Origin of the sequence: Psychrobacter sp. SHUES1, from assembly GCF_001652315.1 — a bacterium.
Taxonomy (GTDB): domain Bacteria; phylum Pseudomonadota; class Gammaproteobacteria; order Pseudomonadales; family Moraxellaceae; genus Psychrobacter; species Psychrobacter faecalis.
Map to the genome: position 1 here is coordinate 19,955 of NZ_LXWA01000027.1, position 22,532 is coordinate 42,486.

Genomic DNA, 22,532 nt, shown 5'->3' on the forward strand with positions numbered 1-22,532 from the left:
ATTTTCCTTTATTCATCTAACCAATTTTAGTTGAAAAATAGTATTGAGGGTGTTTATTCAGAGTTATGCAGCTTTAGTTCCTTCTTGATAGCCTACTACAAACTGCTTAAATTGCTGCTTCAACCAAGGGACATCAAACTCTTTTTGTTTTTCGTTCAACTCAAACAATACCGACTCCAGCTCATTTAATGGAAAGCTATGTTCTATTGCTTGCATGATCAATGGATGATAAGTCGATTCAATGTTGTCTTCACCAATGATCAGCTCTTCATAGAGCTTTTCTCCGGCTCTAAGACCCGTAAAAATGACCTCGATATCACCTTCAGGATGGTCGGCATCTTTAATATCAAAGCCACTTAAGTGAATCATTCGATGTGCTAGATCAACAATCTTAACTGGCTCGCCCATATCGAGGACAAACACTTCACCACCCGATGCCATTGCGCCTGCTTGGATAACCAGATTTGCAGCTTCTGGAATCGTCATAAAGTAACGAGTCACATCAGGATGGGTGACCGTAATCGGCTTACCTTGTTCTATTTGCTTAGTAAATAAAGGCACAACAGAGCCTGATGAACCAAGGACATTACCAAAACGCACCATACTAATACAGGTTTGGCTATCTGTCTTACTTAGCGCTTGGCAAACCAACTCTGCTAAACGCTTAGATGCGCCCATCACATTGGTTGGTCTTACGGCTTTATCTGTTGAGATAAGGACAAAGGTCTCAACACTGGCTTGAATAGCTGCTTGGGCGCAGTGATAAGTACCTTTAGTATTATTAATAACGCCTTCAAAAGGATTATGCTCTACCATTGGCACATGTTTATAGGCGGCTGCATGATAAACCGTTTGGATATTGTAGAGATTTAGTATTCTGAGCAGGTTCGATTCATTAGTGACATTACCGATGACCGCAATAATTTTAATATCTTGATAAGCAGGCGTATTGGCTTGTTTGATGGTTAGCTCTTGATGGATGCTATAAAGCGCAAACTCGGACAGCTCATAAAGAACGAGACATTTTGGCTTATTCTTGATTACTTGACGACATAGCTCGCTACCGATAGAACCACCAGCGCCTGTAACTAACACGCACTTATCTTTAATATTTAGTTGGAGTAATTTTTCATCAGGTTCGACAGTCTGCCTGTCTAACACATCTAAGATATCTACTTTACGCATGCTACTGACGGTCACTTTTTCGTCAGCGATTTCCTCTAGACTGGGCAGTTCTTTTATTTTTATCGCAATGCCTGAAAGCTTATCTATAATCTGACGTTTTTGAGCGCGGCTGATTGAAGGAATAGCCAAAAATACTTGCGCAATATCTAATTCTTCTACTAAGCTTACTAAATCATGAGCCGGATAAATCTTTTTACCGAGCAAATAAGCACCAGCAAGCTGTGGATCATCATCAACGTAAGCCACAACATTATATTTATGCGAATTTCTAAGACCCTCTAATAAATCTCGACCAGCCTCTCCCGCTCCGTAAATAACAACATTATCATAAACACCATCGTCTTTAAGGCGACGCTGGGCTCTACCGCTCCAGCGCATCAAAAGCTCACGAATAGTAAGACGACTATTCCATAACCAGATAAATAAGAAAAACAGAAAGATAATAGGAACGGAGCGCGGTATATCTTCTAAAGGATTTAAATAAATGATGATCTCATAGACAACCATAAGCAAAAAGAACAGCTTTGCCACACTACCCATAACCGTGTCTAAAAAACCACGTGCCACCCCTTTATAGAAACCAATCAAATATAAACCGACAATAGGCAGCGTACCATAAGATAATAATATGATAGGGCTAATGTTATGAGCGATATCACCATAGCGCAACGACAAAGCTAAGAACAGACAAACTAAAGACATTGCCAAGTCTGTAGTGAGTAAAATCGCTCGCTTAACGCTACGGGGCAACGATAACAAGTATTCGGCTATACGTTGTAGCCAGCCAGTTTTGCCATTAAGTGATGGATAATCACTTGACGGTTTTGAATTAGTAGACATAACACTCAACCACTTGAAAACGTGAATTTTGGTAGAATTTCCAAAAAGCTAACTATTGGTTATTACCATAAGCATAGCTATAGTGATAACTATATTTGCTCATAATCCCTTGTTGTACATCGTTGAGAATGATACCGTCGACCTTTATATTGGCTTTATTCATCTGATTAACCGCATAAACCAGCTGCCCTTCTATAGAATCGTCGTATCTAGTGACCATCAATACCTTATCCGCGTGCTGCGCTAATATCATAGCGTCAGAAGCGGCCAATACTGGTGGCGAGTCGATGACAATATAATCATAATGCAAATTAAGCTCTGCCATTAAATGATTAAAACTGCCATTTGCTAATAATGAAGCAGGGTTACGCGGATGCTGGCCGCGTGGCATAAAGTCAATATTATCTATGCCAGTCGGATGAATAAAGCTTGCTAGGTTATTAGTCTCTTGACTGGTAATAACTTCTGTAGTTTGGGCGTTAGATTTTGATAAATGAGTCTTATCCTGTGATAAATAGTCCGCTAAACCATTATCTTGGCTCATGCTAAACATTCTATGTAGCTCACCCAAGCGCATATCAGCGTCGATAATCAGCACTTTTTTATCTAACTGCGCAAATACCTCTGTCAGATTCGCAGAGATAAATGACTTACCAACACCTGGGCTTTCGCCAGTGATTAGAATGACTTTGGCGCGCTGACCAGCCCGCCCTTCTACTGGCATGCCGAACATTAGGTTCGTTCTTAAGCTCTTAATGGCTTCATAGCTCAAACTATTATTATCAACATAAGCCAACAAACGATTAGGTGCTTTCTTATTCTTACTCAGTCTTGTCAATAGTGGCGAACGTGGAATCGTTGCTACTACAGGGACGCCTGTTTTACCCTCAATACGCTCAGGGTCTTTGACCACATTTCTAAGCATATTTTTAAGCAGTACCAGCATCGTTCCAAGCATCGCTCCTAACAGCATAGCCAATATCATAATTTGCAATTTCTTTGGTGCAATAGCTTTATAAGTACTGATAGGCAAATCGATGATACGGGCGAAACCAATTTGACCCGCTTTAACGATTTTTAACTGTTCATAGTTTTTAAGTAGCGTTAGATAAATCTCTCTATTGATCGTCGTGTCAGCTGACAGTTGTAAAAACTCTCTTTGTATCTCAGGTAAACCGGCGATAGTATCGTCTATCTCATTTTTTCTAGCATTAAGTACCGCCAGTTGCTCATTGATCTGGACAACCAAAGGGTGCTCTTCTGTGTAATAAGTCGTAAGATCCGCTTTTTTAAGCTTCAATTCATTGAGCTGGGCATCGATTTGCGAGTTTTCTGTCAATAACAACTCTGCTTCTTTGCCTACATCAATAGTGCCGTACTTTTTACGGAAATCATTAAATACTGCTTCCGAGTCTTCTAGTTTTTTCTTTAACGTTGGAATCTGAGTTTCCATAAAACTAATGGTTTTAGTGGTTTCTTCAGAGCCACGAGATTGATTTTGATCAATGTAAGATAAGACAATTTGTTTTAATATCAAGCTGGTTTGTTGCTGATTGGCACCCGTCATAGATAGCTGAATAATGCCTGTTTGCTTACCTTTTTCAACCACAGATAATGCACTATTTATCTGGTCAGTCGTGGTTTGAAGAGATTGCTTAGTGATATTAACTGAGTAGCCATCAGCGGGTAGATCATTGACTGTGATTTGAATCTGACCATCTGTGCCTTTAAATAAATACGCCTTACCGATCTGACCTTTAAAATCATCAAAACCATTAGTTAACACAAATCCTGTCGCGGAGCGTGTCAAAGTAAAAGGTCGATTTAAATACTCTTGTGAGACATTAAATTGGCTAATTTTTACTTCACCATCTTCGGTTTTAAGAGAGACACCTTCCGGTTTATTTATTTGAGTATCCGTACTATTGCTCTTGATTCTATCCAACGCGCCAATATTAGGATCGGACAAACGAATTCGTAGATGTAACAAATTAACCACTGGCTCTAAGATCATACGCGATCTTATCAGCTCAGCCTCTGCTTGCGCTTTACTGACTTCAGAGCCAATCAGCTCAGAAATATCCGCACCTAATGCGGCAACGCCCTTAGAATTCTCTTCAATTTGGATCAGTGCATCCGACTTAAAAGTAGGATTGACGTATCTGCTATACAAAATCCCTATTACCAACCCTAATACAGCAAAAAACACAATGACTTTCCAGCCACGCAAAATGGCAAAAAGTAGCGCCATAAGATCAATTTCGTCATTATCTTCTTTGGAAGCAGCGTTTGATAAGTTCTTTGAATCTGTATTCATAACTGTATGGTCATCACTTAAGGTTAATCGTTTAATAGCAGCTATTTAGCTAATTTTATCGGCCCACTGTTCTAGGCTAACAACAATATCTTGATATGCTGTCTGAAACGCACTCATCTCATGTTTATAGGGGTCGGCAATATCTTTGTCTTGCCAATGACCGAGCTTAAAAGTCTTGCCGCGACAAAACGGCCAGCGCTCTTCGATCCATTTGGTCTGACTGTCTGACATAGTAAAAATCAAATCCGCTTTTTTTGCCAAACCTTCGTCAATTTGTTTGGCGACATGATTAGTGATATCTATTTCTTGCCCTGCCATAATCTCTAGCGCGGCAGGATCTGCAGAGTGCCCGACTAAAGCCCCTACCCCTGCAGAATCAATATTTTTATGAGGGTAACGTTGTTTTAATAACGCTTCTGCCATGGGACTACGGCAAATATTACCGACACACACCACTAAAATATTATCAAATGCCATAATAATTATTACCTATTATTTATAAACCCAATACCTATAAGCCTGAGAGCGACCTAATAGCTGACGTAGAAGGTAAAATAGCGCTGATAACACGATTCCAACGCGTTAAGCCAGTTGGATCGACATAAACAATATCATTCGGGTGCATCTCAAAACGGTTGGCTAGCGCAAAGCTAGTGATGGTCTGCATATCTACGTAGTAAATATCTGTCGCTCGTGTATTTAAATTATCACGAACCACATATATTTTAGCCGCATTTGCTGTAGCAGAATTAAGCCCTTTAGACTCACCCAAAACCTGCGCTAAACTAATACCTTGCTCTAAAATAGGCACTGGCTCTACTTGACCGAACTCACCTAAAACATAGACCTTATTACGATCTTGACTATTGACGTGGATAGAATCGCCATCTCGCAGGTAAATTTGGTTAGCAGAAGCGCCCATTTGGCGCAGCGACTCCAGTCCGATGTTATAGCTAGTACCGTTACGGTTTAGCACGACATTATTTGAGTCGCCAGTCGGAGTGGCCCCGCCGGCCATAGAAATTGCGCCATAGAGCGACACAGGCACATCAGCAATGGCAAACTCGCCCGGTTGTTTAACCTCACCATCAATAAAGAATTTATTGCCACGATAGTTAACGATTTTAACCTGTGGGTCTGAATACTTAAGATAACGTTGCAGTTGTTTCTGTAAATTGGCAGTAAATTGTGGCACGCTCATGCCACTGGCTTTAATACGTCCAATAAGTGGAAACTGTACGAAACCTTGTTGATCAACAGGGAAACCCAAGGCATAAGGGTTAGCAGTGTTACTACTATTGGTCAAAGGCGGCGCAATCTCTGGATACCCTACTAGCGTAATACCTAAAATATCACCTTCCGAGATTCGGTAATCAACTTGCCCAGATGTCCTGATCAAACGCGTTAAATCGCTACTAGGAACAACGGCCTGCTTCGGTGGTAGAGTCGCCAAATTTAACGGCTGCACATTAAACTGTATACCACTCGCTGCTACGAATGATCCACTGGGCGGCAGGTCACCAGATTGTAGTCCTGAGTTGATGCTAGAACAGCCTGAAACCAGACCTATCATAAGCACAGACGCCACACCTAATAACTTTGATGAATTGAAGAACATAAAAAAAACCTTTATAAATCACAGATATAAGCAGCGCCTACTAATAAGTCTATTAAGACAAACATACTAAAAAGTTACACCAACCATAAAAAAAGCAAAGCCATAATAACATAGGTGGTTAAATAGTGAATAATAATAGGCTATTTTTGGCAAAAATTACGCAATAGTAACAATTAGTTTATATTCATTTCTTATGAAGCTTTTAATTTTTAATGTCAATTAGGCATACTTAATAAAGCATCATCTACTGGCTAATTATAATAGCCTTAAAAGCTAATCTTAAACATAACTTCGATAAATAGCGTATAATACTCAGTCTAATTTCATACATTGAGAAATGTAAACCCACCGACTCAAGGATATCGTTATGAAAGATGAAAAACTGCAAAAAGCACTCGCCCGCATGGGACTGGGCTCACGTCGTCAGATGGAAGAAGTCATTAAAGCAGGTCGTGTGACCGTTAATAATGGACCCGCAACCATCGGCGACCGCGTCGAACAAGGCGATGAGATTCGTGTTGACGGTCGTCAGATCAAATATACCGCTGAAAATGAAAAGCGCCGCCGTGTTTTAGCGTATTACAAGCCCGAAGGCGAAGTGTGCTCAGCCAATGATCCAGAAGGTCGCCCGACCGTTTTTGAGCGCTTACCAAAGCTGACTCATGATCGCTGGGTAATGGTTGGGCGCTTGGATATTAACTCAACTGGTCTGCTCTTATTTACCAATGATGGCGAGATGGCGCATCGCTTAATGCACCCATCTAATGAAGTCACCCGTGAGTATGCCGTACGTGTACTTGGTGAAGTCACTCCTGATATCGCGCGTACTCTAACGGCTGGCGTTATGCTAGAAGATGGTATGGCACAGTTTGAAGATATCAAAGAAGGCGGCGGTGAAGGTGTCAATAAATGGTATCACGTCAGGCTCAAAGAAGGTCGTAACCGCGAAGTGCGCCGATTGTTTGAATCGCAAGGTCTTAAAGTGAGCCGTCTGTTGCGCACGCGTTACGGGTCGATTGCACTGCCAAAAGAGCTGCGTACTGGACGATTTTTAGAGCTCGATAAAAAAGAGATCAATACCTTAACCGATTTGGTCAGCTTACGACCGCGTCACGGTACTGGTTTGCATGGAGCAGCTAAAGAAAAACAAGAACGTATCAAAAGCAAGCCGCTTAAAGCACGCCGTGTTGACAGTCGTAGTGATAACCGTCCTAGCAGCGTAAAACCTAAAAGCAGTGGCAGTCCTGCCAGTCGCGGTTCACGTAATACTCGCGATCGTAATAACAAGCGTTAATTTATTAGGGATTAATCCTAGCTGATAAAAAAGCGGTCAATGACTGATTCATTGACCGCTTTTTTATGCGTTTTTTAAGAGTATCACTCACTTTAGGCTTAGTCGTCATGACTATGAATATAATTTTTCATCACGCGCAATTCTTGTAGATGTTGCTCTTCCATTCGCTCTAACAACCCATCTAAGCGCTGCTCAATGCTGTCCAATACCTCTTGTAACAGCCTACCCGCCTCAGTCTGCTTCTGTCCATTTTTAGTACGATTGCTTATATTGATATTTGCTAAATGATAATGACTGGCCAACATTTCAGGTAAGCGGATATTCAGTATTTTATGTAAGACAAATTGCTGCTCGTTAATAGCTGAAGTTACATTTTGCGCTTCTAACTCGTTTTGATAATTGTGGTAGTTTGCTACCTTTTTATCAATGTGCTGTAATTGTCGTAGCTGCTTATCTGATACAGTTTCTAGGTGTTTTTTATTTAAATTTAGTTGTTGCCAATTGAGAGAAGTTAACAACAGTGGCGCATTACTATCTTGATAAATCAGCACGCCTGGAGTAATGCCGACCATTTTATGCAATGTGTGCCAGCCCTTTCTACCCAAATAAAAGACGCTGACAGTAGTAACCACACCAACGCCTATTAATAATATACTCATGTCACTTTACTCTTCTTTCGACTTAATTCAGCATAAACATTTAGACTCGGGATATTATTAACATCTCTCATTTATAGCTTAATATCTTCTACGTCAGTTTCTTTATTAGCTGGGTTTTCAATTGCTTGGACTTCAACAGCGCTATTATCAATTTGTTGTAGTCTAGAATTGCTAGTTGGATTATTAAAACGCTGCTGCAAATATCGATTGGTCGCCAGTAGCTTTTGTCCATCTTGATGATAGGACGCATTCAGCAAGTCATCAAATTGGGTATTAATCGTCCTAAGCACTTCTAATAGCGCCTCTTTACCCGTGACATCAGAATGCTTAATTTTCGTGGTATCAGCAAGGGCGCCGTTCCCGACATCTAAGTCATGCAAGCGGCGATAATCGGCTACCGCTAGTGGCACATGCCTATCCATTAGATTTTGAATCATAACGTAGGTTTCATTGACAGTATCTTTATCATCAATTTTACCATCGTTATTGGTATCGCCATAAATTACCCGCAGCTTCTCGCCCTTATCATTGATTTGATCCAGCGCTGTTTTGACTTCAACTGGCAAGCTTTTTTCAGGTATATAACCCAATTGCGGCATCGCTTTATACTCAAGCATTTTGGGCGCCGTGACTTTTTTGATACCACGATATCCAAGGTACAACCCAGCTGCTGGCAGCACGCCATATAAAACAAACATCACGAACATTGCAGTCAGTTGGGTCATTTGGGTATCCTTGTTGTTTAGTAGAAATGATTGGCAAATTTATTGTTATTTTCGATAATACTTAATCATTATTATTAAACAAAAAAATAAGGCTGTATTAAAGCCTTATATTGTTATGTATTGCGCCGATTGTGTTTATAGTTATTTTCAAACAAAACAGAAACATGAAATTTTTACGCGACACTGGAATAAACTTTCCTAGCTTGCTGTGCCTGCGCCGACAGAGGTTGCGAAAAATTCATTCCAGTGTCTCTGTATCGTCTTTATACTGAACTCACAATAACAATACTAACAACTTTTAAATAATCCTCGTTAAATTCAAGTTAGCTTTGGGTACGGCTTTTGACATAACGGTGCGTTGAAGCCAGTTTGTTCATCACCGTTTGATGTAATTCTTCTAATAACTCGTCAAGCTCGTAATCGATGTCTAAAAACAAATCCGTGAGCATATCGCCAGCGGTCATTTTTCCTTGGACGACATTATTTTTAGTGCGATGCGGGCTAAAGCGTTGCAGCTGCTCATAATGATGCAGCGCTTCAGGGATACTTTCAGACACCAGCTTATCAATGACAAACTGGCGCTCATTATGTTGCTGCTGTTGCTCGGCATTGAGCTCGCTGCTCCACTCACGGTAACGCTTTAGCTTACTATTAATCCGGTCTAATATGGCGACCGCTTCAATCGGCATGGCATTTAGGGTGGCTGCATCGACCACATCAACAAGCTCAGTCATAATCGGACAGCGTCCATGTTTAAGATACCATAAGGTATCTGGGTCAAAAGGAGGTCTATTGGTCGGGCGCATTTGGGCGCGATTGGCTAGATAGCGATCGGTCAATGGCGTCGGCGTGCGAATATCATTCACTTGCGCTAAGGCATCACAAATACGCTCGCTACGCTGCGGCTCGCTAAGCGAAGAATTCACAGCCGAAGTATCCATGCTTTCTTGGTTATCGCTACTATTGCCATGCTTATTTGCATTATTAGAAACTTCTTTAGCGGCAGCTTGCTGAGCATTTTTGGCAGCGATGGTTGGTAGGTCATCTTGGGCTTGCCCAAACGACTGTAGCATTCTTGTCAGACTTATGACCATGACCTACCCTGCTCCTCGCTTATTCTTTATTAATTGCTGACTGATATTGCTGAATAGTACTGATGACTTGGTAGCAGCTATTGCAGCAAACACATTGCATTCGATCATTTTATCCCTTATCTTAACAGCTTTTTCGGGCGCTGCCAGTAAGTAAAAGTCACCGTTTTGATTGTTAAAGGATAAGCCAATCATCATGAATTTCACCGATTATAGCGCGGGTTTTTTGCTTGGTTTATCCTTGATTATCGCCATTGGCTCACAAAACGCCTTTGTGCTCAAACAAGGGCTTAAACGCGAGCACATATTTTTCGTCTGCTTATTTTGCGCAGTCAGTGACGCGATTTTAATTTCTTCTGGGGTAGCAGGCTTTGGCGCGGTCACAGCGCAATATCCGCAAGTTATCACTATCGCGAAAGTTGCTGGCGTTATCTTCTTATTAGGCTATGGACTGCAAAGCTTATATGCCAGCGTACGCCTATCGCACGCGCTCACCGTCGATGATCAAGTGGTCACCAGTTTAAAAAAAGCGCTGTTATTATGTTTTGGCTTTACTTGGCTCAATCCGCACGTCTATCTAGATACATTGGTGCTGGTCGGCATGGTTTCAACCGGTGCCAGTAGTAAATTGGCTTTTGCAGTCGGTGCGCTCAGTGCGTCGTTCTTTTTCTTTTTTGCCTTGGGCTATGGCGCGCGCTTGCTCAGACCTTTATTTGCCAAACCAAAAGCTTGGAATATATTAGACGCTTTGGTAGGCATATTAATGCTGTATTTGGCTTGGCATTTATACCAAAGCTAACCATGTATTCAGTGCATTTAACGTTAAAAACGAAAAAACCAAATACACTCTCAGGCGTATTTGGTTTTTTATTTATCACAACGAGCATTTATGCCACTTTTTTACGCTTTTTAGGTTTAACAAAGGTTAAGTTTAAAAAGTGCTCAAGTGAATCATCAAGAATATCCAACCAAGGTTCTGGCAATTTAGGTGCCATGGTTCCCGTCAAAGTAGAACGATAGGCCTTTTCTCGAAAGGTCATGATGTTCTCGGCTTTATCTTTTTGCCATTCTTTTAAAATCTCGCCCTGTTTTTCAACGGCAAATTCTGGATAATCGGTAGCATTGGTCAAATCGCGAATATAAGCGGCTTGAAAATCGATTGAATCACTGACCGTCACGCATTTGGCATACGTTGCGAGCCATTTTTGCTCGTCTGCTTCACGCGCTGCCAAATCGGGCAATTCGATATCACCCATAATCACATCACATGCATACCATGCTTGCGCATCAAACATATTAAAGGTGAAATACTGGTCTTGCATGCCTAAATAAATCAGCTTTGGATTTGGCTGCCAAAAGATACCTTTGTACAAGTTGGCTGGATACAAGCAGTTGTGCGTCTGCAAACGTAGCTCATCTGGCATAAACGGGAAATGAAATAAATAACCGGTGCACATGATAATAGCGTCAAACTTTTGGCTCGTACCATCGGCAAAGTGCGCGACATCGTCTTCAAAATGCGTCACTAATGGCACTTCTTTAATACCTTCTGGCCACTCATAACCAAGCGGTTGACTACGATAGCTGATGGTCACAGATTTGGTGCCATATTTGTAGCACTGGGTACCAATATCTTCGGCAGAATAGCTACTACCTACTAATAAGATATCTTCATCTTTAAATTCTAGCGCATCGCGGAAATCATGCGCGTGCAAGATACGACCTGGAAAGGCTTCTAAACCTTCAAAATACGGCATATTTGGCGTAGAGAAATGACCAGTCGCTACCACCACATAATCAAACTCTTCGACTTCTTGCTCATCGGTTTTATGATTCATTACCGTCACAGTGAATTTTTGCGTTTCATCATCAAACGACACCCAGCGTACGGGGCATTCAAATCGAATATATTTTTGGATATCTTGTTTATCGATACGACCCATGATGTAATCTTTTAGGACTTCACGTGGCGGGTACGATGGGATGGGTTCACCGAAGTGTTCGTCGAATGAATAATCGGCAAATTCTAAGCATTCTTTGGGGCCATTTGACCATAAATAGCGGTACATACTGCCGTGCACGGGTTCACCGTTTCTATCTAAACCAGTACGCCAACTGTAATTCCACATACCACCAATAGCGTTTTGCTTTTCATAACATACGATTTCAGGTAAATCCTTTACCCCGGCTAAACGAGCCGCTTCAAAGGCACGTAACTGTGCCAAACCACTTGGACCTGCACCTAAAATTGCCATTCTTTTCTTACTCAAAACTGACTCCTATAATATTGTTGTGCTCCTATCATAACATATTTGTATGGATAACGTTTTTAATGCAGACTTTTGGTGATTAATTGGAATTGGTACAAGCATTAGTAAGATATGAAAAAGTTTTACTAAACAACCTTTTAGGATAAATATTAGTATTTTTTAGCAGCTAGGAAGGTTTGTCTACTTTAGGAAGTTTTAGACTTTAGCCTAATAATAAAAAGACCATGTTTTTTTACACGGTCTAAAAGGATACAGTTATATTTTAAAAGAGAAGAGCGTAAAAAAGACAGGTAAGAACCACTAGAGAAGTAAGTGGCAGAAAAGCAAGGTGACAATTACACTAAGTCAGGAAATAAGGTACGTAGGCCGTTAACGATAATCTCGATAGAAACTGCTGCGAGCAACATACCCATAATACGACTCATGATATTAAGTCCAGTATCGCCCAATAAACGACTGATACGACCGGCAGCCATTAGCGCCACATAACAAAATAAGCTGATAAATAAACCAGCAATCAAAATCGCAGAGACTTGCAAAATACCGGTGACCTGTGATGAATAGATAATCACCGTCGAGATACCGCCAGGTCCAATCATCATGGGAATGGCAATCGGAACTACGGCAGCAGCCATCGTTGGCGGCGCACCTTGCAAATGGTCAACATCAAAGTTTTCTTGATCGGGCTTAACCGGGTTACCTTCGCCATTCATCATATTTAGGGCGATTAAAAATACCAAGATACCACCTGCCAACTGGAACGAACCAATCGAGATACCAAGCAATTTAAGTAACGTCTCGCCTGCTAAGGTAAAAAAGCTGATGGTGATAAAAATCGTCAAACAAGCGATGCGCGCCACTTTACGGCGATTATTTAGCGAATAGCCGTGAGTTGAATCCAAAAACAACGTCAAGGCGCCAAAGGGATTAATCAGTACCATAAAGGCTAAGATTATCTTGATAATTTCAGTATCCACTGAGCGCTCGCTTATCTATTGGTCAAATCGGACAAAAGATAAGGTCGCTATGCACAAGTACAGGCAAAGACGACCTTATAATCGGTAGCAGCGGCATTGTAGCATAGCCAGATAAGCCTATTAAATCATTAACTTCGCTTAATGTCTCGTCCTTACCAATTCAATAGCATATCCGTACAAATCTGCCGTTCCAAAAATCTTACTCAAACCTAGCCAATATTGACTATTAGATAGGTTTGACGTTTTCTTTCTGCTTCATTGTCACGCGCTATTTCTCATTTGAGATTTAGACTGACCACGACTCCACAGACTTTTTTAATTGGCGATGGAACTCACCGTCCAATAAACAGGATTATGCAGCTGTTAAAATAACAGTCGCGTTATTTAAAATATTGATGCTGGCGTTGAGGTCACGGTCATTAGAAACCTGACAGTTAGGGCACAACCACTCACGCATTTTCAATGTTAGCTCATCTTTACCAAGGATATGATTGCAGTTTGAACAGGTTTTTGAGCTTGGGTAGAAGGGTCCGACTGATTTCACAACCTTGCCTTGCTCAGTGGCTTTGTAGATAAGCTGTCGCTTAAACTCAAAGAAACCCAAGTCACTGATAGCTCTTGATAGCCGCCTGTTCTTAACCATACCTTTGACATTCAAATCCTCAATCGCAATCACATCGAACTCATTAACCAGACTTGTTGTGATTTGATGGAGAGAATCTTGCCTAATACACCTGATCTTATAGTGCAAACGAGAGAGCTTGGTTTTCGCTTTTTCTCTGTTTTTACTGCCTTTTTTAGTGCGACTGAGCGCTTTGTTTAGCGTTCTTAGTTTTTTAAGGTTTGCTTGAAGTGGTTTTGGCGCTTTAATTTTAGTGCCGTCTGATAAAACCAGTAAGTCGGTAATACCAAGATCAACACCAACGCTTTTACCTGTCTTTTTAGTAGGAATTACAGCTTTTTGTATTTCAACAGCCACACTAACAAACCACTTACCGCCACGTTTAGAGATGGTGGCTGACATGATCTTGCCGTCAAAACGTAAAGCTTCTTTTAAGCGAACCCAGCCCAAGTTTGGGATACGAATGGATTTACCTTTAATGGCAAATTGGTCGTTGGATAAACTGAATCTATCGTCACGGCCTTTTTTACGAGCGGTTGGGTATTTCGCTAAGCCTTTAAAGAAGTTGTTATAAGCATCACCCAACTGCATGATTGCCGCCTGCGGAGCGCATTTGGTCACTTCCAGCATATAGGGGAATAATTCACGCTTAATGGCGTTCAATTCGCGTCTGAGCTTCGCCTGTGAGGGCTTGTTTAGATTTTTAGTATCAACCTCAACGCCTGCGGCCAAACACGCATCACGGTACGCTTTGTCAAGCGCATACTGCCGCTGCCACTCATGCAAAGCCCAGTTGTAGGCTTTTCTCGCCACGCCACAAGCACGAGCAAGGTGATTTGCCTGTACGTTGTTTGGCTTGAGTTCGATAATGTGTCCACGGATCATAATGCTTTTTTAACCGCCTCTATTAATTGTTGGTTTTTCTTGCTGCGAGAGCCGTATAGCCTCGCTGAAAATACGGTGATAATCTCCAATACATCTTGGGCTAATTCTTGCTCAAAACTCAACTCTTCACCTTGATTGATTATTACCACTTCAACGTCACGAGCCTCACACAACATGAAAACCAGTTCTGCACCAAATCGTAAAAGCCTGTCTTTATGGGTAATTACCAGCCGTTCAACTTTATTGCTCAGTATGTCATCAAGCAGGTTTTTTAAGCCTTTCTTTTTATAATTCATTCCACTACCAAGATCGGTAATCGTCTCAAAAGTCCAGCCTTGCCTGGCACAATAAAGTTCCAAAACTTGAGACTGGCGAAGTAAGTCGTCTTTTTGATCACGACTCGACACACGAGCATAAGCAATGGTTTTTCGGTCTAATTTAGGTGGTGTATTCAAGGAATGCGGTCTGATTTCACTTAAATCATATCGCCTATGCCCGTTTTCGGTTCGCTTGGCGACTAACGTACCATCCTCATCCCAACGTCTTAATGTGGATTGAGCAACCCCGAAATGTTTGGCAGCCTCCCCAATACTAACCAGTTTCCCCATAACTTGCTCTCTATATTATAGATATAATCTATCTATTATAGTAATAAATAGGTAGGTTTGTATATGTTTTATTTAACTGTTTGCAACCCTTTTAATAACTTATCTAACCGAGATTTATGCCATAAAATTAATCAAAAGCTTTAGCATCGATGTAGACCGACCGTTAATCTTAAGCGCTAAAATCGAGGCCAATATCTAATGCTGTCGTACTGTGGGTTAAATAACCCATCGCGATAAAATCAACGCCTGTTTTTGCGACTGCTTGCACGGTTTCAGGGGTTATACCGCCTGAAGCTTCGGTTTTGGCGCGACCCTTACACATGACGACGGCTTCTGATAATACGTCAGGTGCCATATTATCTAACAGTACCAAATTCACGCCGGCATCTAAGGCTTGCTCTAACTGCTCTAACGTATCGACTTCAACTTCTATCGGAATCAGGTGGCCGGCAAAGTCTTGCGCTTGCTGAATGGCAGTTTTGATGTCACCGGCGATAGCAATATGGTTGTCTTTGATTAAAATTGCATCATCCAATCCCAAGCGATGATTGCGCCCGCCGCCGCAGCGTACGGCGTATTTTTGCACAATGCGCAAACCAGGTATGGTTTTACGCGTACAAGTGATTTGCGCCGGATAGTCGGCAACGCTATCGACAATTTTTTTGGTGTCTGTCGCAATCCCACTTAGATGGGTCATAAAGTTAAGCGCAGTACGCTCTGCGGTTAATAAATTTCGCGCGTTACCACGGACAGTCGCTAGTATCGTACCCGCCTCAACCGTTGCACAGTCATTGACTTTGGCAATAAACTCGATTTGCTCGTCAATCAAAGCAAAAGACAAACGCGCCAAATCCATCCCACATATCACGCCCGCTTGCCGCGCCTTAATCTGTAGTTGCGCTCGCATATCAGCAGGAATAGTCGCTTGTGATGTCACATCACCGCGCCTGCCCAAATCTTCCGTTAACGCCGCTTTCACCAAAGGTTTAAGCAATACTTCAGCCAATGCTGGCTCTTGTTTAACTGTCATATTTGACCCTTATTTTTGCCTGATATTTATATGCGTTCGATACACTTAGTAAAACATCTTTAATTAAACTCAAAATGAGCATAAATATAGCGCAAAGTGCAAAGCCTCGCAAGAAAAGGGTGCAAATTAATAAAATTAACCAATATGATTTCGCTTTGATATAAGTATTTAGCGTCAGTATAGGAGGGCTTATGCAGTTGGTGCTATTTACGTTTAGGCAATTTACTATCCATGAGTAAACTTTGTAACGCAATATCATGGCGGAAGCGATAAAGCTTGGCAGGGCGACCGCGCTGAGCGCTACTACTCTGCCCTGTCTCCATGACAAGTTTTTGTGAATCTAGCAAACGACGGAAGTTTTGCTTATGTAAAGGTACGCCTGATAACGCTTCAACGCTTTGTTGCAGCTGCGATAAGGTAAACACGTCCGGCATCAAACCAAAGATAAGCGGTCGATATTCAATCTTGGCACGCAGTCTTGAGATAGCGGTGGCAATCACGCGGCGATGGTCGTAATACATCGGTACGCCTATTAACTGCAACCAATTTGTAGGCAACTTCATTTGGTAACTTGGCGGATAAGTCGGTGCTTCAGGGATTAACCCTGCTTCATACAGCATCTCATAACGCAGCAAGACATGCTCAGCAACCCATTCTCTATTTTCATAAGCTTTATCAGCATTTGGTGCTTTGTCCGTATCTTTAAACCTATCAACGTCGAAAGTTTCCTCACTGATTCCCCAGCATAAACCAATACGTTGACGGCGGCGCTGCTGGACAACCGTTTCTGCTGCGCTATCTGCCCAGCTTAATAACGCCGGCACAATATGATTCATAATCATACTCGGCATACCATCCAAGTGATTTTCCCACGGAAAATAATCGTACCAATCACGCCATAATGCTTGGCTTGGCAGCTCCTGCATTTGCGCTTCTTGCACCAAGCCTAGGTAGCTCACATAGACAAGCGCATGGCCATCGACATTGCGTCTATTGGTATCGACAAAGGTATAAAGCTGCTCTAAATAACCAAGTGGCTGCTGCGTTTGCTCCTCGACCCATTGGCGTACGCCCGCTTGCAAGGAGCGATGTAATGGCATCAATGGCCCGTTGGGCAAGAGCTTGCCTTGATCAACCGTTAAAACGCGCGCGGTGTGCTCAGTAATCGCTACCAGCACGGCGACCACTTCTGTGGTGCCGCTACCTTGTTGATGCGAATGCGAATAAGACAACGTCATGGCTTTAAAGGTTTCCTTTATGTTTAAACGTAAAATGAGAGTTTTAAAATGAAGTGTTTCTGACCACGCTTAGTATAGCGTGAATCGAAAACTATCATAGCCTGCCGTTGTAAATAGACATTATTAATGATAATGAAAAATATAGTCTGCAAAGTAAATTTTGACGAATTATGTATCATTTTACAAGCAGATTATAAAAAATACTTGCATTTATGCTCAAAATGAGCATAATTATTAAAACTTGTTATTTAACCATATTTATTAACCATATTTAACTGACTCACTTTTAGCGGCTATTGGTTTGCCGTTATCGCAGCAAAGGTTTGCACTTATGAAAACTTATCCATACGACGCGCCCATCATGAGCACTGATAATCGCATTGCGACTCAGATGAATATCGAATACGCCAAAGCGAAAATCCCAGCGGATTTGCCACGTGCGGAACGACTTGCGGTTGAAGAGAATATTAAGCAGCTATTAAAAGAGCATAATGCGGTATTGGTTGCGCATTACTATGTTGATCCTTTTATCCAAGATTTGGCCTTGTCAACCGGCGGCTGTGTGGGTGATTCGCTTGAGATGGCACGCTTTGGTCAAGCTCATAGTGCACAGACATTGGTCGTCGCTGGCGTCCGCTTTATGGGTGAATCGGCAAAGATATTAAGTATGGAAAAAACGGTGCTGATGCCAGACTTGGAAGCCGAGTGCTCGCTCGATTTGGGCTGCCCTGCTGATGAATTCTCTGCCTTTTGTGATGCCAATCCTGAGCGTACGGTGGTGATTTATGCCAATACTAGCGCTGCTGTGAAAGCCCGCGCTGATTGGGTCGTAACGTCTTCGGTTGGTATCGATATCGTCCGTCATTTGCATGCTCAAGGTGAACCAATCATTTGGGGTCCTGACCGCCATTTGGGTAAATACATCGCGCAAGAGACTGGCGCCGATATGTTGCTTTGGCAAGGGTCTTGCTTGGTCCATAACGAGTTTAAAGCCACTGAGCTGCTGCAATTAAAAGAGGAGCACCCAAACGCCAAAGTATTGGTGCATCCTGAATCGCCTGATAGCGTCGTGGCACTGGCTGATGTGGTCGGCTCGACGAGTAAGCTGTTGCAATCAACGTATGAGATGGATGCTGAGACCTTTATCGTCGCTACCGACTTAGGCATCTTGCACGAGATGCAAAAGCGCTCGCCACATAAGCGTTTCTTAGCGGCGCCAACGGCTGGTGAAAGCGCCAGTTGCAAAAGCTGTGCTTTTTGTCCATGGATGGCAATGAATGGTCTACGAGGTATTGAACAGTGCTTGAGCAATCGTAGCGGTGAAGTCCTGATGACGCCTGAGCTGGCAGCAGCAGCTAGAAAACCTTTACAACGCATGCTTGATTTTGCCGAAGCGCAAAAACAACGTGTGACTGCGAGCGGTGATATCGTCAAAGACCGCGAATTGTTTGCCAATGTGGGAGCGGCATAATATGAGCGAGGCATGGTTAGCGGATAAGGTGAATACTCATAATTCTACGGATACTATCCAGACAGATGTACTTATCATTGGCGCTGGCCTTGCAGGATTAACCACCGCCCTTGCTTTGCCGAAATCGCTAAACATTACGGTACTCAGCAAAGCGGCACTGGATGTTTGCTCAAGCCATTATGCCCAAGGTGGCATTGCAGCCAGTCTAGATAAGAATGACCGTGTCGCTGACCATATCGCTGACACACTCATTGCAGGCGCAGGTTTATGCGAAGCTGATAATACCAGCAGTATTTTAAGCGCTGGACAGCAAGCGGTGCAATGGCTTTGTGAACAAGGTGTGCCCTTTACCATGATTCCCCAGCAGGAGAGACACCAGCATGATAATACAAACTCTATAGCGACATTACAGACCAGTAATTTGCATTTAACCAAAGAAGGCGGTCATGGCTGTCGGCGGGTCGCCCACGCCGATGATGCAACTGGTCGGCATATTATGGAAGCCTTGATTGTAAAAGCGCAAGCTGCGTCCAATATTACTATCTTGCCCTATCATGAAGCACTAAGCCTGTTAAAAAATAGCGCCAATCCAAATAATCAGTGCCAAGGTGCGCTTGTTTTTGATCATATACATCAACGTAAACTTACCTTTTATAGTCGCGCGGTTGTCTTAGCCAGTGGTGGCTTGGGGCAATTATTTAAGCGTGCCAGCGCGCCGAACGTCTGTGTCGGCGATGGTGTTATGATGGCATGGCAAGCGGGTTGCCGTTTGGCAAATCTAGAGTTTATCCAATTTCATCCAACTGGTTTGGCATTTGGCGATAGTAGCTTTTTGATATCTGAAGCACTACGCGGCGAAGGTGGACGATTATATTGCCCGCAAACTGGTAAGCGTTTTATGCTTGATATTGATGCGCGCGCAGAACTAGCTCCAAGAGATATTGTTGCGCGTTCCATCGCTGAGCAAATCAACGATAACGGTCTAGGCTACGTCAATCTTGATGTCAGTCACTTGCCAGCGGAGTTTTTGCGCGAGCATTTTCCGCAGATTTATAAAACCCTATTCGAACTCGGTATTGATATTACAAAACACACTATCCCCGTTGCGCCGACCGCTCATTATAGTTGTGGTGGTGTGGTCACAGATGCCAATGGCGTAACCGATGTGGTAGGACTTTATGCGGCGGGTGAAGTCGCTTATACAGGTCTGCATGGAGCAAACCGCTTAGCAAGTAACTCATTGTTGGAATGTGTGGTGGTTGGGCGCAATATCGCTGCTGATTTACCGCGTAATTTAGCAGCAATAGGAACGCTAGAAACAACTTTACCTGATTCTGATTTAAATGAATCAATCTATGATACGTGGACAGCGCCAACGCTTAAAAATAGTCAGCGCATTACTTTGCCATCGTCTGTTGAATATGAAAGTAACTGTAATAAAAATGACAATCACAACATCCACGTCAATATAAATGCTGATATCACTGGAATAACCGCAGGATTAAAAGCTTTGATGACGTCTCATATGGGCATTACCCGGGATGCTAAACAATTAGAACAAGCACTTTTGCAAATACAGCAATGGCAACAGCAGCTTAACGGCTATGACTCTAATCAGTTAGATATCGATAATAAAGATAACCCTACTATTCTAAATGAGCTGCCCTACTTTCAGTTAGCCAGACAGTTGCAATTAGCGACCTTAGTTATCGAGTCCGCTTATCAACGACTTGAGAGCCGCGGTGGCCATTACCGAAAAGACTATCTCAACTTAACGAGCACACCTCGGACCAGTGTGATTGAACCATTATCAAAGTTGAAAGAGGGTGGTATCGATTGGTTGGTTCAGCCTATAATCGATGATACAGAGGCTGAATCGGTATATACAGTTGCTAACGCCTAACAGCAATTAAGCGTTGCCACTTCAGCCATAAAAAAAACGGTGGGTTACCGTTCTCTATCGACCTCAAAGTGCTAAAAACATGGCTTCTGACTTACGGTTTGTGATGGTTCTAATGATAGTCGTGAGTTCGGTTTGGGCTATGCTTGCCCTACCTAGCTTGCGTCAGCGCTTACCGAAAATCTACTTGATAGCACGCTCATGGTGGCTCATGTTAGCAGCGCTTTGCGCTTGTTATGTTATCGCTAAGATAACTGATAATAGTCAACACCTACACTCTCGCACATACCCCTATCAGTGGTTGCTGATCGCTTTTTTCTTGTTAATTGGTGTGCGTGGCGGCTACGAGATTAAACGATTATGGCACCTACCTAGTAAAGCTAGGCTTATTAGTAAACTTCAAGCGCGTGGCTTGCAACCAAATACTCAGCCTTTTATCAAAACCCCTTGTGATTCTAAGCGAGCCTATACACGTTTAAAATTCCTAGACTTGCTGTTTAGTTCTGTCTTTATCGCATTGATTATCAGCTTGATTGCCTTACAGCAATTAACGTGGCAGCGCGAACAATATGGCATTTTGTTTTTTGTATTATTCGCCAGCCAATTTAATGATATTGCCCAGTATTTATGCGGACGATTGCTTGGTCACAAAATCTTTAAGCGCGGTCTTGCTCCAACTATCAGCCCGAATAAAAGTATCGAAGGTGCTCTCTTTGGCAGTGTATTAGCAGCGATATTGGCCACACTATTAGGCATCTGGCTCACTTCTTTTAGCTGGTGGATTTGCTTATTGGCCGCCTATGGTTTAGCGGTAAGTGGTATCGCTGGAGATTTATTAGAATCCGCCTTTAAACGTCAGCACGGAGTAAAAGACACGGGTACTATGCTCGCTGGACATGGCGGCGTATTGGATAGAATAGATAGTCTGCTGATTGGTGTGCCATTATTTACCTTGTTTTATTGGCTGCTTGGCTAAGCTGTTATCAAGTGGTTTTATCCAATTTACTACGCAATATCCAGTTAAGCAAAGGCTTAGGTAAATGGTTTAGCGCCCGAATGATATAGCCCATAGAGCGTGGAAATATGGCCAGCTCAATATCTTTATCAATTGCCTGCATAATCTTCTCAACCGCCGTTTGTGTTTTTATTATGAATGGCTTATGGCTAGCATCACCATTATTTAAATCACGTAATGCTTGGGTATCGATATAGCCTGAGGCGATGCAGTTTACTTGGATATCATAAGGCGCAAGTGCTGCACGATAGGCGCTAGCATTGGCAATCATCGCGCGTTTGCTTTTGGCATAAAGACTGGCGTAAGGATAATCCATTGTACCGGCGATAGAAGCAATACAAATTAGGCTTAGGCTGCTGTTTTCGTTGAAATCCAACGCACAGCTTTGCCGCCTTAATTGCTCACTTGCCCATCTAAAAACCTGCTCAAACGCTTGCAGATTAATTGCTAGCATTTGATCGCTGTCCGCTTGACTCAGATGGTGAACACGCTCATTGGTATAACTACCCGCACTATAAATCACTCTTTGAAAACTGATATTTGACAAGCTCTCTAACAAACTTTGTGTTTGCACGTTATCAGTCAAATCACAGCAATAAGTAATAATGTTAGGATGCTGACTATTGGTATTATCTATCTTCTCCATACTATGACCAACCACGCTCACTTGCCAGCCAAGCGCCTGATGATGCAGCGCCAGTGCCAAACCAAGTCCACTCGTACCGCCGAAAACGATGATATGCGATGACTTATGAGCTGAAGTAGATTGTGTAAGGTCTTTCATTTG

At 42.5% G+C, this 22,532-nt stretch carries 20 protein-coding genes; 5 read left to right on the top strand and 15 right to left on the bottom strand.

The genetic code is table 11. The features are described from left to right. Positions 1-63 precede the first annotated feature (63 nt). The 4 genes from A7325_RS01875 to A7325_RS01890 are packed head-to-tail and all read right to left on the bottom strand — an operon-like array spanning position 64 to position 5,960. On the bottom strand, positions 64-2,025 hold the full coding sequence (locus A7325_RS01875) for a polysaccharide biosynthesis protein (RefSeq protein WP_068404119.1): 1,962 nt from the start codon (positions 2,023-2,025) through the stop codon (positions 64-66). A gap of 52 nt (positions 2,026-2,077) precedes the next feature. Next, entirely contained in the window at positions 2,078-4,342 is a 2,265-nt protein-coding gene (locus tag A7325_RS01880) for a GNVR domain-containing protein (RefSeq protein WP_068404121.1), read from the bottom strand. A 45-nt stretch (positions 4,343-4,387) separates the two neighbouring features. Next, complete coding sequence (locus A7325_RS01885; protein WP_068404123.1) at positions 4,388-4,819, bottom strand: low molecular weight protein-tyrosine-phosphatase; 432 nt, start codon at positions 4,817-4,819, stop codon at positions 4,388-4,390. 34 nt (positions 4,820-4,853) lie between these two features. Then, entirely contained in the window at positions 4,854-5,960 is a 1,107-nt protein-coding gene (locus A7325_RS01890) for a polysaccharide biosynthesis/export family protein (RefSeq protein WP_068404126.1), read from the bottom strand. A 367-nt stretch (positions 5,961-6,327) separates the two neighbouring features. On the opposite strand from A7325_RS01890, the gene rluB reads away from it, so the two are divergent. Further along, positions 6,328-7,254, top strand: coding sequence for a 23S rRNA pseudouridine(2605) synthase RluB (gene rluB, locus A7325_RS01895; RefSeq protein ID WP_068404127.1), 927 nt, complete (start codon positions 6,328-6,330; stop codon positions 7,252-7,254). Between the two features lie 98 nt (positions 7,255-7,352). Here the strand turns inward: rluB and A7325_RS01900 are convergent, their stop codons facing one another. The 4 genes from A7325_RS01900 to A7325_RS01915 form a co-directional block, all read right to left on the bottom strand. Next, complete coding sequence (locus tag A7325_RS01900; RefSeq protein ID WP_068404128.1) at positions 7,353-7,913, bottom strand: hypothetical protein; 561 nt, start codon at positions 7,911-7,913, stop codon at positions 7,353-7,355. A gap of 71 nt (positions 7,914-7,984) precedes the next feature. Then, a complete protein-coding gene (locus A7325_RS01905; RefSeq protein ID WP_068404129.1) occupies positions 7,985-8,638 on the bottom strand; it encodes a hypothetical protein in 654 nt (217 codons plus the stop codon). 323 nt (positions 8,639-8,961) lie between these two features. After that, a complete protein-coding gene (locus A7325_RS01910; RefSeq protein ID WP_227514917.1) occupies positions 8,962-9,732 on the bottom strand; it encodes a hypothetical protein in 771 nt (256 codons plus the stop codon). A 3-nt stretch (positions 9,733-9,735) separates the two neighbouring features. Further along, positions 9,736-9,927 (bottom strand): hypothetical protein, encoded by a 192-nt coding sequence (locus A7325_RS01915; protein ID WP_068404133.1) that lies wholly within the window; start codon positions 9,925-9,927, stop codon positions 9,736-9,738. Between A7325_RS01915 and A7325_RS01920 the strand changes: the two genes are divergently transcribed. Beyond that, positions 9,926-10,528, top strand: coding sequence for a LysE/ArgO family amino acid transporter (locus A7325_RS01920; protein ID WP_068404134.1), 603 nt, complete (start codon positions 9,926-9,928; stop codon positions 10,526-10,528). The genes A7325_RS01915 and A7325_RS01920 overlap by 2 nt on opposite strands. A gap of 88 nt (positions 10,529-10,616) precedes the next feature. On the opposite strand, the gene A7325_RS01925 is transcribed toward A7325_RS01920, so the two are convergent. From A7325_RS01925 to A7325_RS01950, 6 genes are all read right to left on the bottom strand, one after another. Continuing rightward, complete coding sequence (locus A7325_RS01925; protein ID WP_068404135.1) at positions 10,617-11,999, bottom strand: NAD(P)-binding domain-containing protein; 1,383 nt, start codon at positions 11,997-11,999, stop codon at positions 10,617-10,619. Between the two features lie 335 nt (positions 12,000-12,334). Beyond that, positions 12,335-12,976: a MarC family protein gene (locus tag A7325_RS01930; RefSeq protein WP_082894251.1), complete on the bottom strand. Its 642-nt coding sequence runs from the start codon at positions 12,974-12,976 to the stop codon at positions 12,335-12,337. A 352-nt stretch (positions 12,977-13,328) separates the two neighbouring features. After that, positions 13,329-14,483, bottom strand: coding sequence for an RNA-guided endonuclease InsQ/TnpB family protein (locus A7325_RS01935; RefSeq protein WP_068404137.1), 1,155 nt, complete (start codon positions 14,481-14,483; stop codon positions 13,329-13,331). Continuing rightward, positions 14,480-15,091, bottom strand: coding sequence for an IS607 family transposase (locus A7325_RS01940; protein ID WP_068404139.1), 612 nt, complete (start codon positions 15,089-15,091; stop codon positions 14,480-14,482). The genes A7325_RS01935 and A7325_RS01940 overlap by 4 nt, the downstream gene beginning before the upstream one ends. 169 nt (positions 15,092-15,260) lie before the next feature. Beyond that, entirely contained in the window at positions 15,261-16,121 is an 861-nt protein-coding gene (gene nadC, locus A7325_RS01945) for a carboxylating nicotinate-nucleotide diphosphorylase (RefSeq protein ID WP_068404140.1), read from the bottom strand. Positions 16,122-16,324: 203 nt separating this feature from the next. Then, positions 16,325-17,359: an NUDIX hydrolase gene (locus A7325_RS01950; RefSeq protein ID WP_068404142.1), complete on the bottom strand. Its 1,035-nt coding sequence runs from the start codon at positions 17,357-17,359 to the stop codon at positions 16,325-16,327. A gap of 331 nt (positions 17,360-17,690) precedes the next feature. On the opposite strand from A7325_RS01950, the gene nadA reads away from it, so the two are divergent. The 3 genes from nadA (at position 17,691) to A7325_RS01965 (ending at position 21,706) form a co-directional block, all read left to right on the top strand. Then, complete coding sequence (gene nadA, locus A7325_RS01955; protein WP_068404144.1) at positions 17,691-18,830, top strand: quinolinate synthase NadA; 1,140 nt, start codon at positions 17,691-17,693, stop codon at positions 18,828-18,830. 1 nt (position 18,831) lies between these two features. Next, positions 18,832-20,733: an L-aspartate oxidase gene (gene nadB, locus A7325_RS01960; RefSeq protein WP_068404145.1), complete on the top strand. Its 1,902-nt coding sequence runs from the start codon at positions 18,832-18,834 to the stop codon at positions 20,731-20,733. Between the two features lie 112 nt (positions 20,734-20,845). Further along, complete coding sequence (locus A7325_RS01965; protein WP_227514918.1) at positions 20,846-21,706, top strand: phosphatidate cytidylyltransferase; 861 nt, start codon at positions 20,846-20,848, stop codon at positions 21,704-21,706. 7 nt (positions 21,707-21,713) lie between these two features. On the opposite strand, the gene A7325_RS01970 is transcribed toward A7325_RS01965, so the two are convergent. Continuing rightward, complete coding sequence (locus A7325_RS01970; protein ID WP_180952560.1) at positions 21,714-22,529, bottom strand: SDR family NAD(P)-dependent oxidoreductase; 816 nt, start codon at positions 22,527-22,529, stop codon at positions 21,714-21,716. Positions 22,530-22,532: the final 3 nt, after the last annotated feature.

Coding starts and splice junctions, on each gene's coding strand:
- A7325_RS01875 (WP_068404119.1), bottom strand. CDS start 2,025: ATGTCTACTAATTCAAAACCGTCAAGTGATTATCCATCACTTAATGGC.
- A7325_RS01880 (WP_068404121.1), bottom strand. CDS start 4,342: ATGAATACAGATTCAAAGAACTTATCAAACGCTGCTTCCAAAGAAGAT.
- A7325_RS01885 (WP_068404123.1), bottom strand. CDS start 4,819: ATGGCATTTGATAATATTTTAGTGGTGTGTGTCGGTAATATTTGCCGT.
- A7325_RS01890 (WP_068404126.1), bottom strand. CDS start 5,960: ATGTTCTTCAATTCATCAAAGTTATTAGGTGTGGCGTCTGTGCTTATG.
- rluB (WP_068404127.1), top strand. CDS start 6,328: ATGAAAGATGAAAAACTGCAAAAAGCACTCGCCCGCATGGGACTGGGC.
- A7325_RS01900 (WP_068404128.1), bottom strand. CDS start 7,913: ATGAGTATATTATTAATAGGCGTTGGTGTGGTTACTACTGTCAGCGTC.
- A7325_RS01905 (WP_068404129.1), bottom strand. CDS start 8,638: ATGACCCAACTGACTGCAATGTTCGTGATGTTTGTTTTATATGGCGTG.
- A7325_RS01910 (WP_227514917.1), bottom strand. CDS start 9,732: ATGGTCATAAGTCTGACAAGAATGCTACAGTCGTTTGGGCAAGCCCAA.
- A7325_RS01920 (WP_068404134.1), top strand. CDS start 9,926: ATGAATTTCACCGATTATAGCGCGGGTTTTTTGCTTGGTTTATCCTTG.
- A7325_RS01915 (WP_068404133.1), bottom strand. CDS start 9,927: ATGATGATTGGCTTATCCTTTAACAATCAAAACGGTGACTTTTACTTA.
- A7325_RS01935 (WP_068404137.1), bottom strand. CDS start 14,483: ATGATCCGTGGACACATTATCGAACTCAAGCCAAACAACGTACAGGCA.
- A7325_RS01940 (WP_068404139.1), bottom strand. CDS start 15,091: ATGGGGAAACTGGTTAGTATTGGGGAGGCTGCCAAACATTTCGGGGTT.
- nadC (WP_068404140.1), bottom strand. CDS start 16,121: ATGACAGTTAAACAAGAGCCAGCATTGGCTGAAGTATTGCTTAAACCT.
- A7325_RS01950 (WP_068404142.1), bottom strand. CDS start 17,359: ATGACGTTGTCTTATTCGCATTCGCATCAACAAGGTAGCGGCACCACA.
- nadA (WP_068404144.1), top strand. CDS start 17,691: ATGAAAACTTATCCATACGACGCGCCCATCATGAGCACTGATAATCGC.
- nadB (WP_068404145.1), top strand. CDS start 18,832: ATGAGCGAGGCATGGTTAGCGGATAAGGTGAATACTCATAATTCTACG.
- A7325_RS01965 (WP_227514918.1), top strand. CDS start 20,846: ATGATAGTCGTGAGTTCGGTTTGGGCTATGCTTGCCCTACCTAGCTTG.
- A7325_RS01970 (WP_180952560.1), bottom strand. CDS start 22,529: ATGAAAGACCTTACACAATCTACTTCAGCTCATAAGTCATCGCATATC.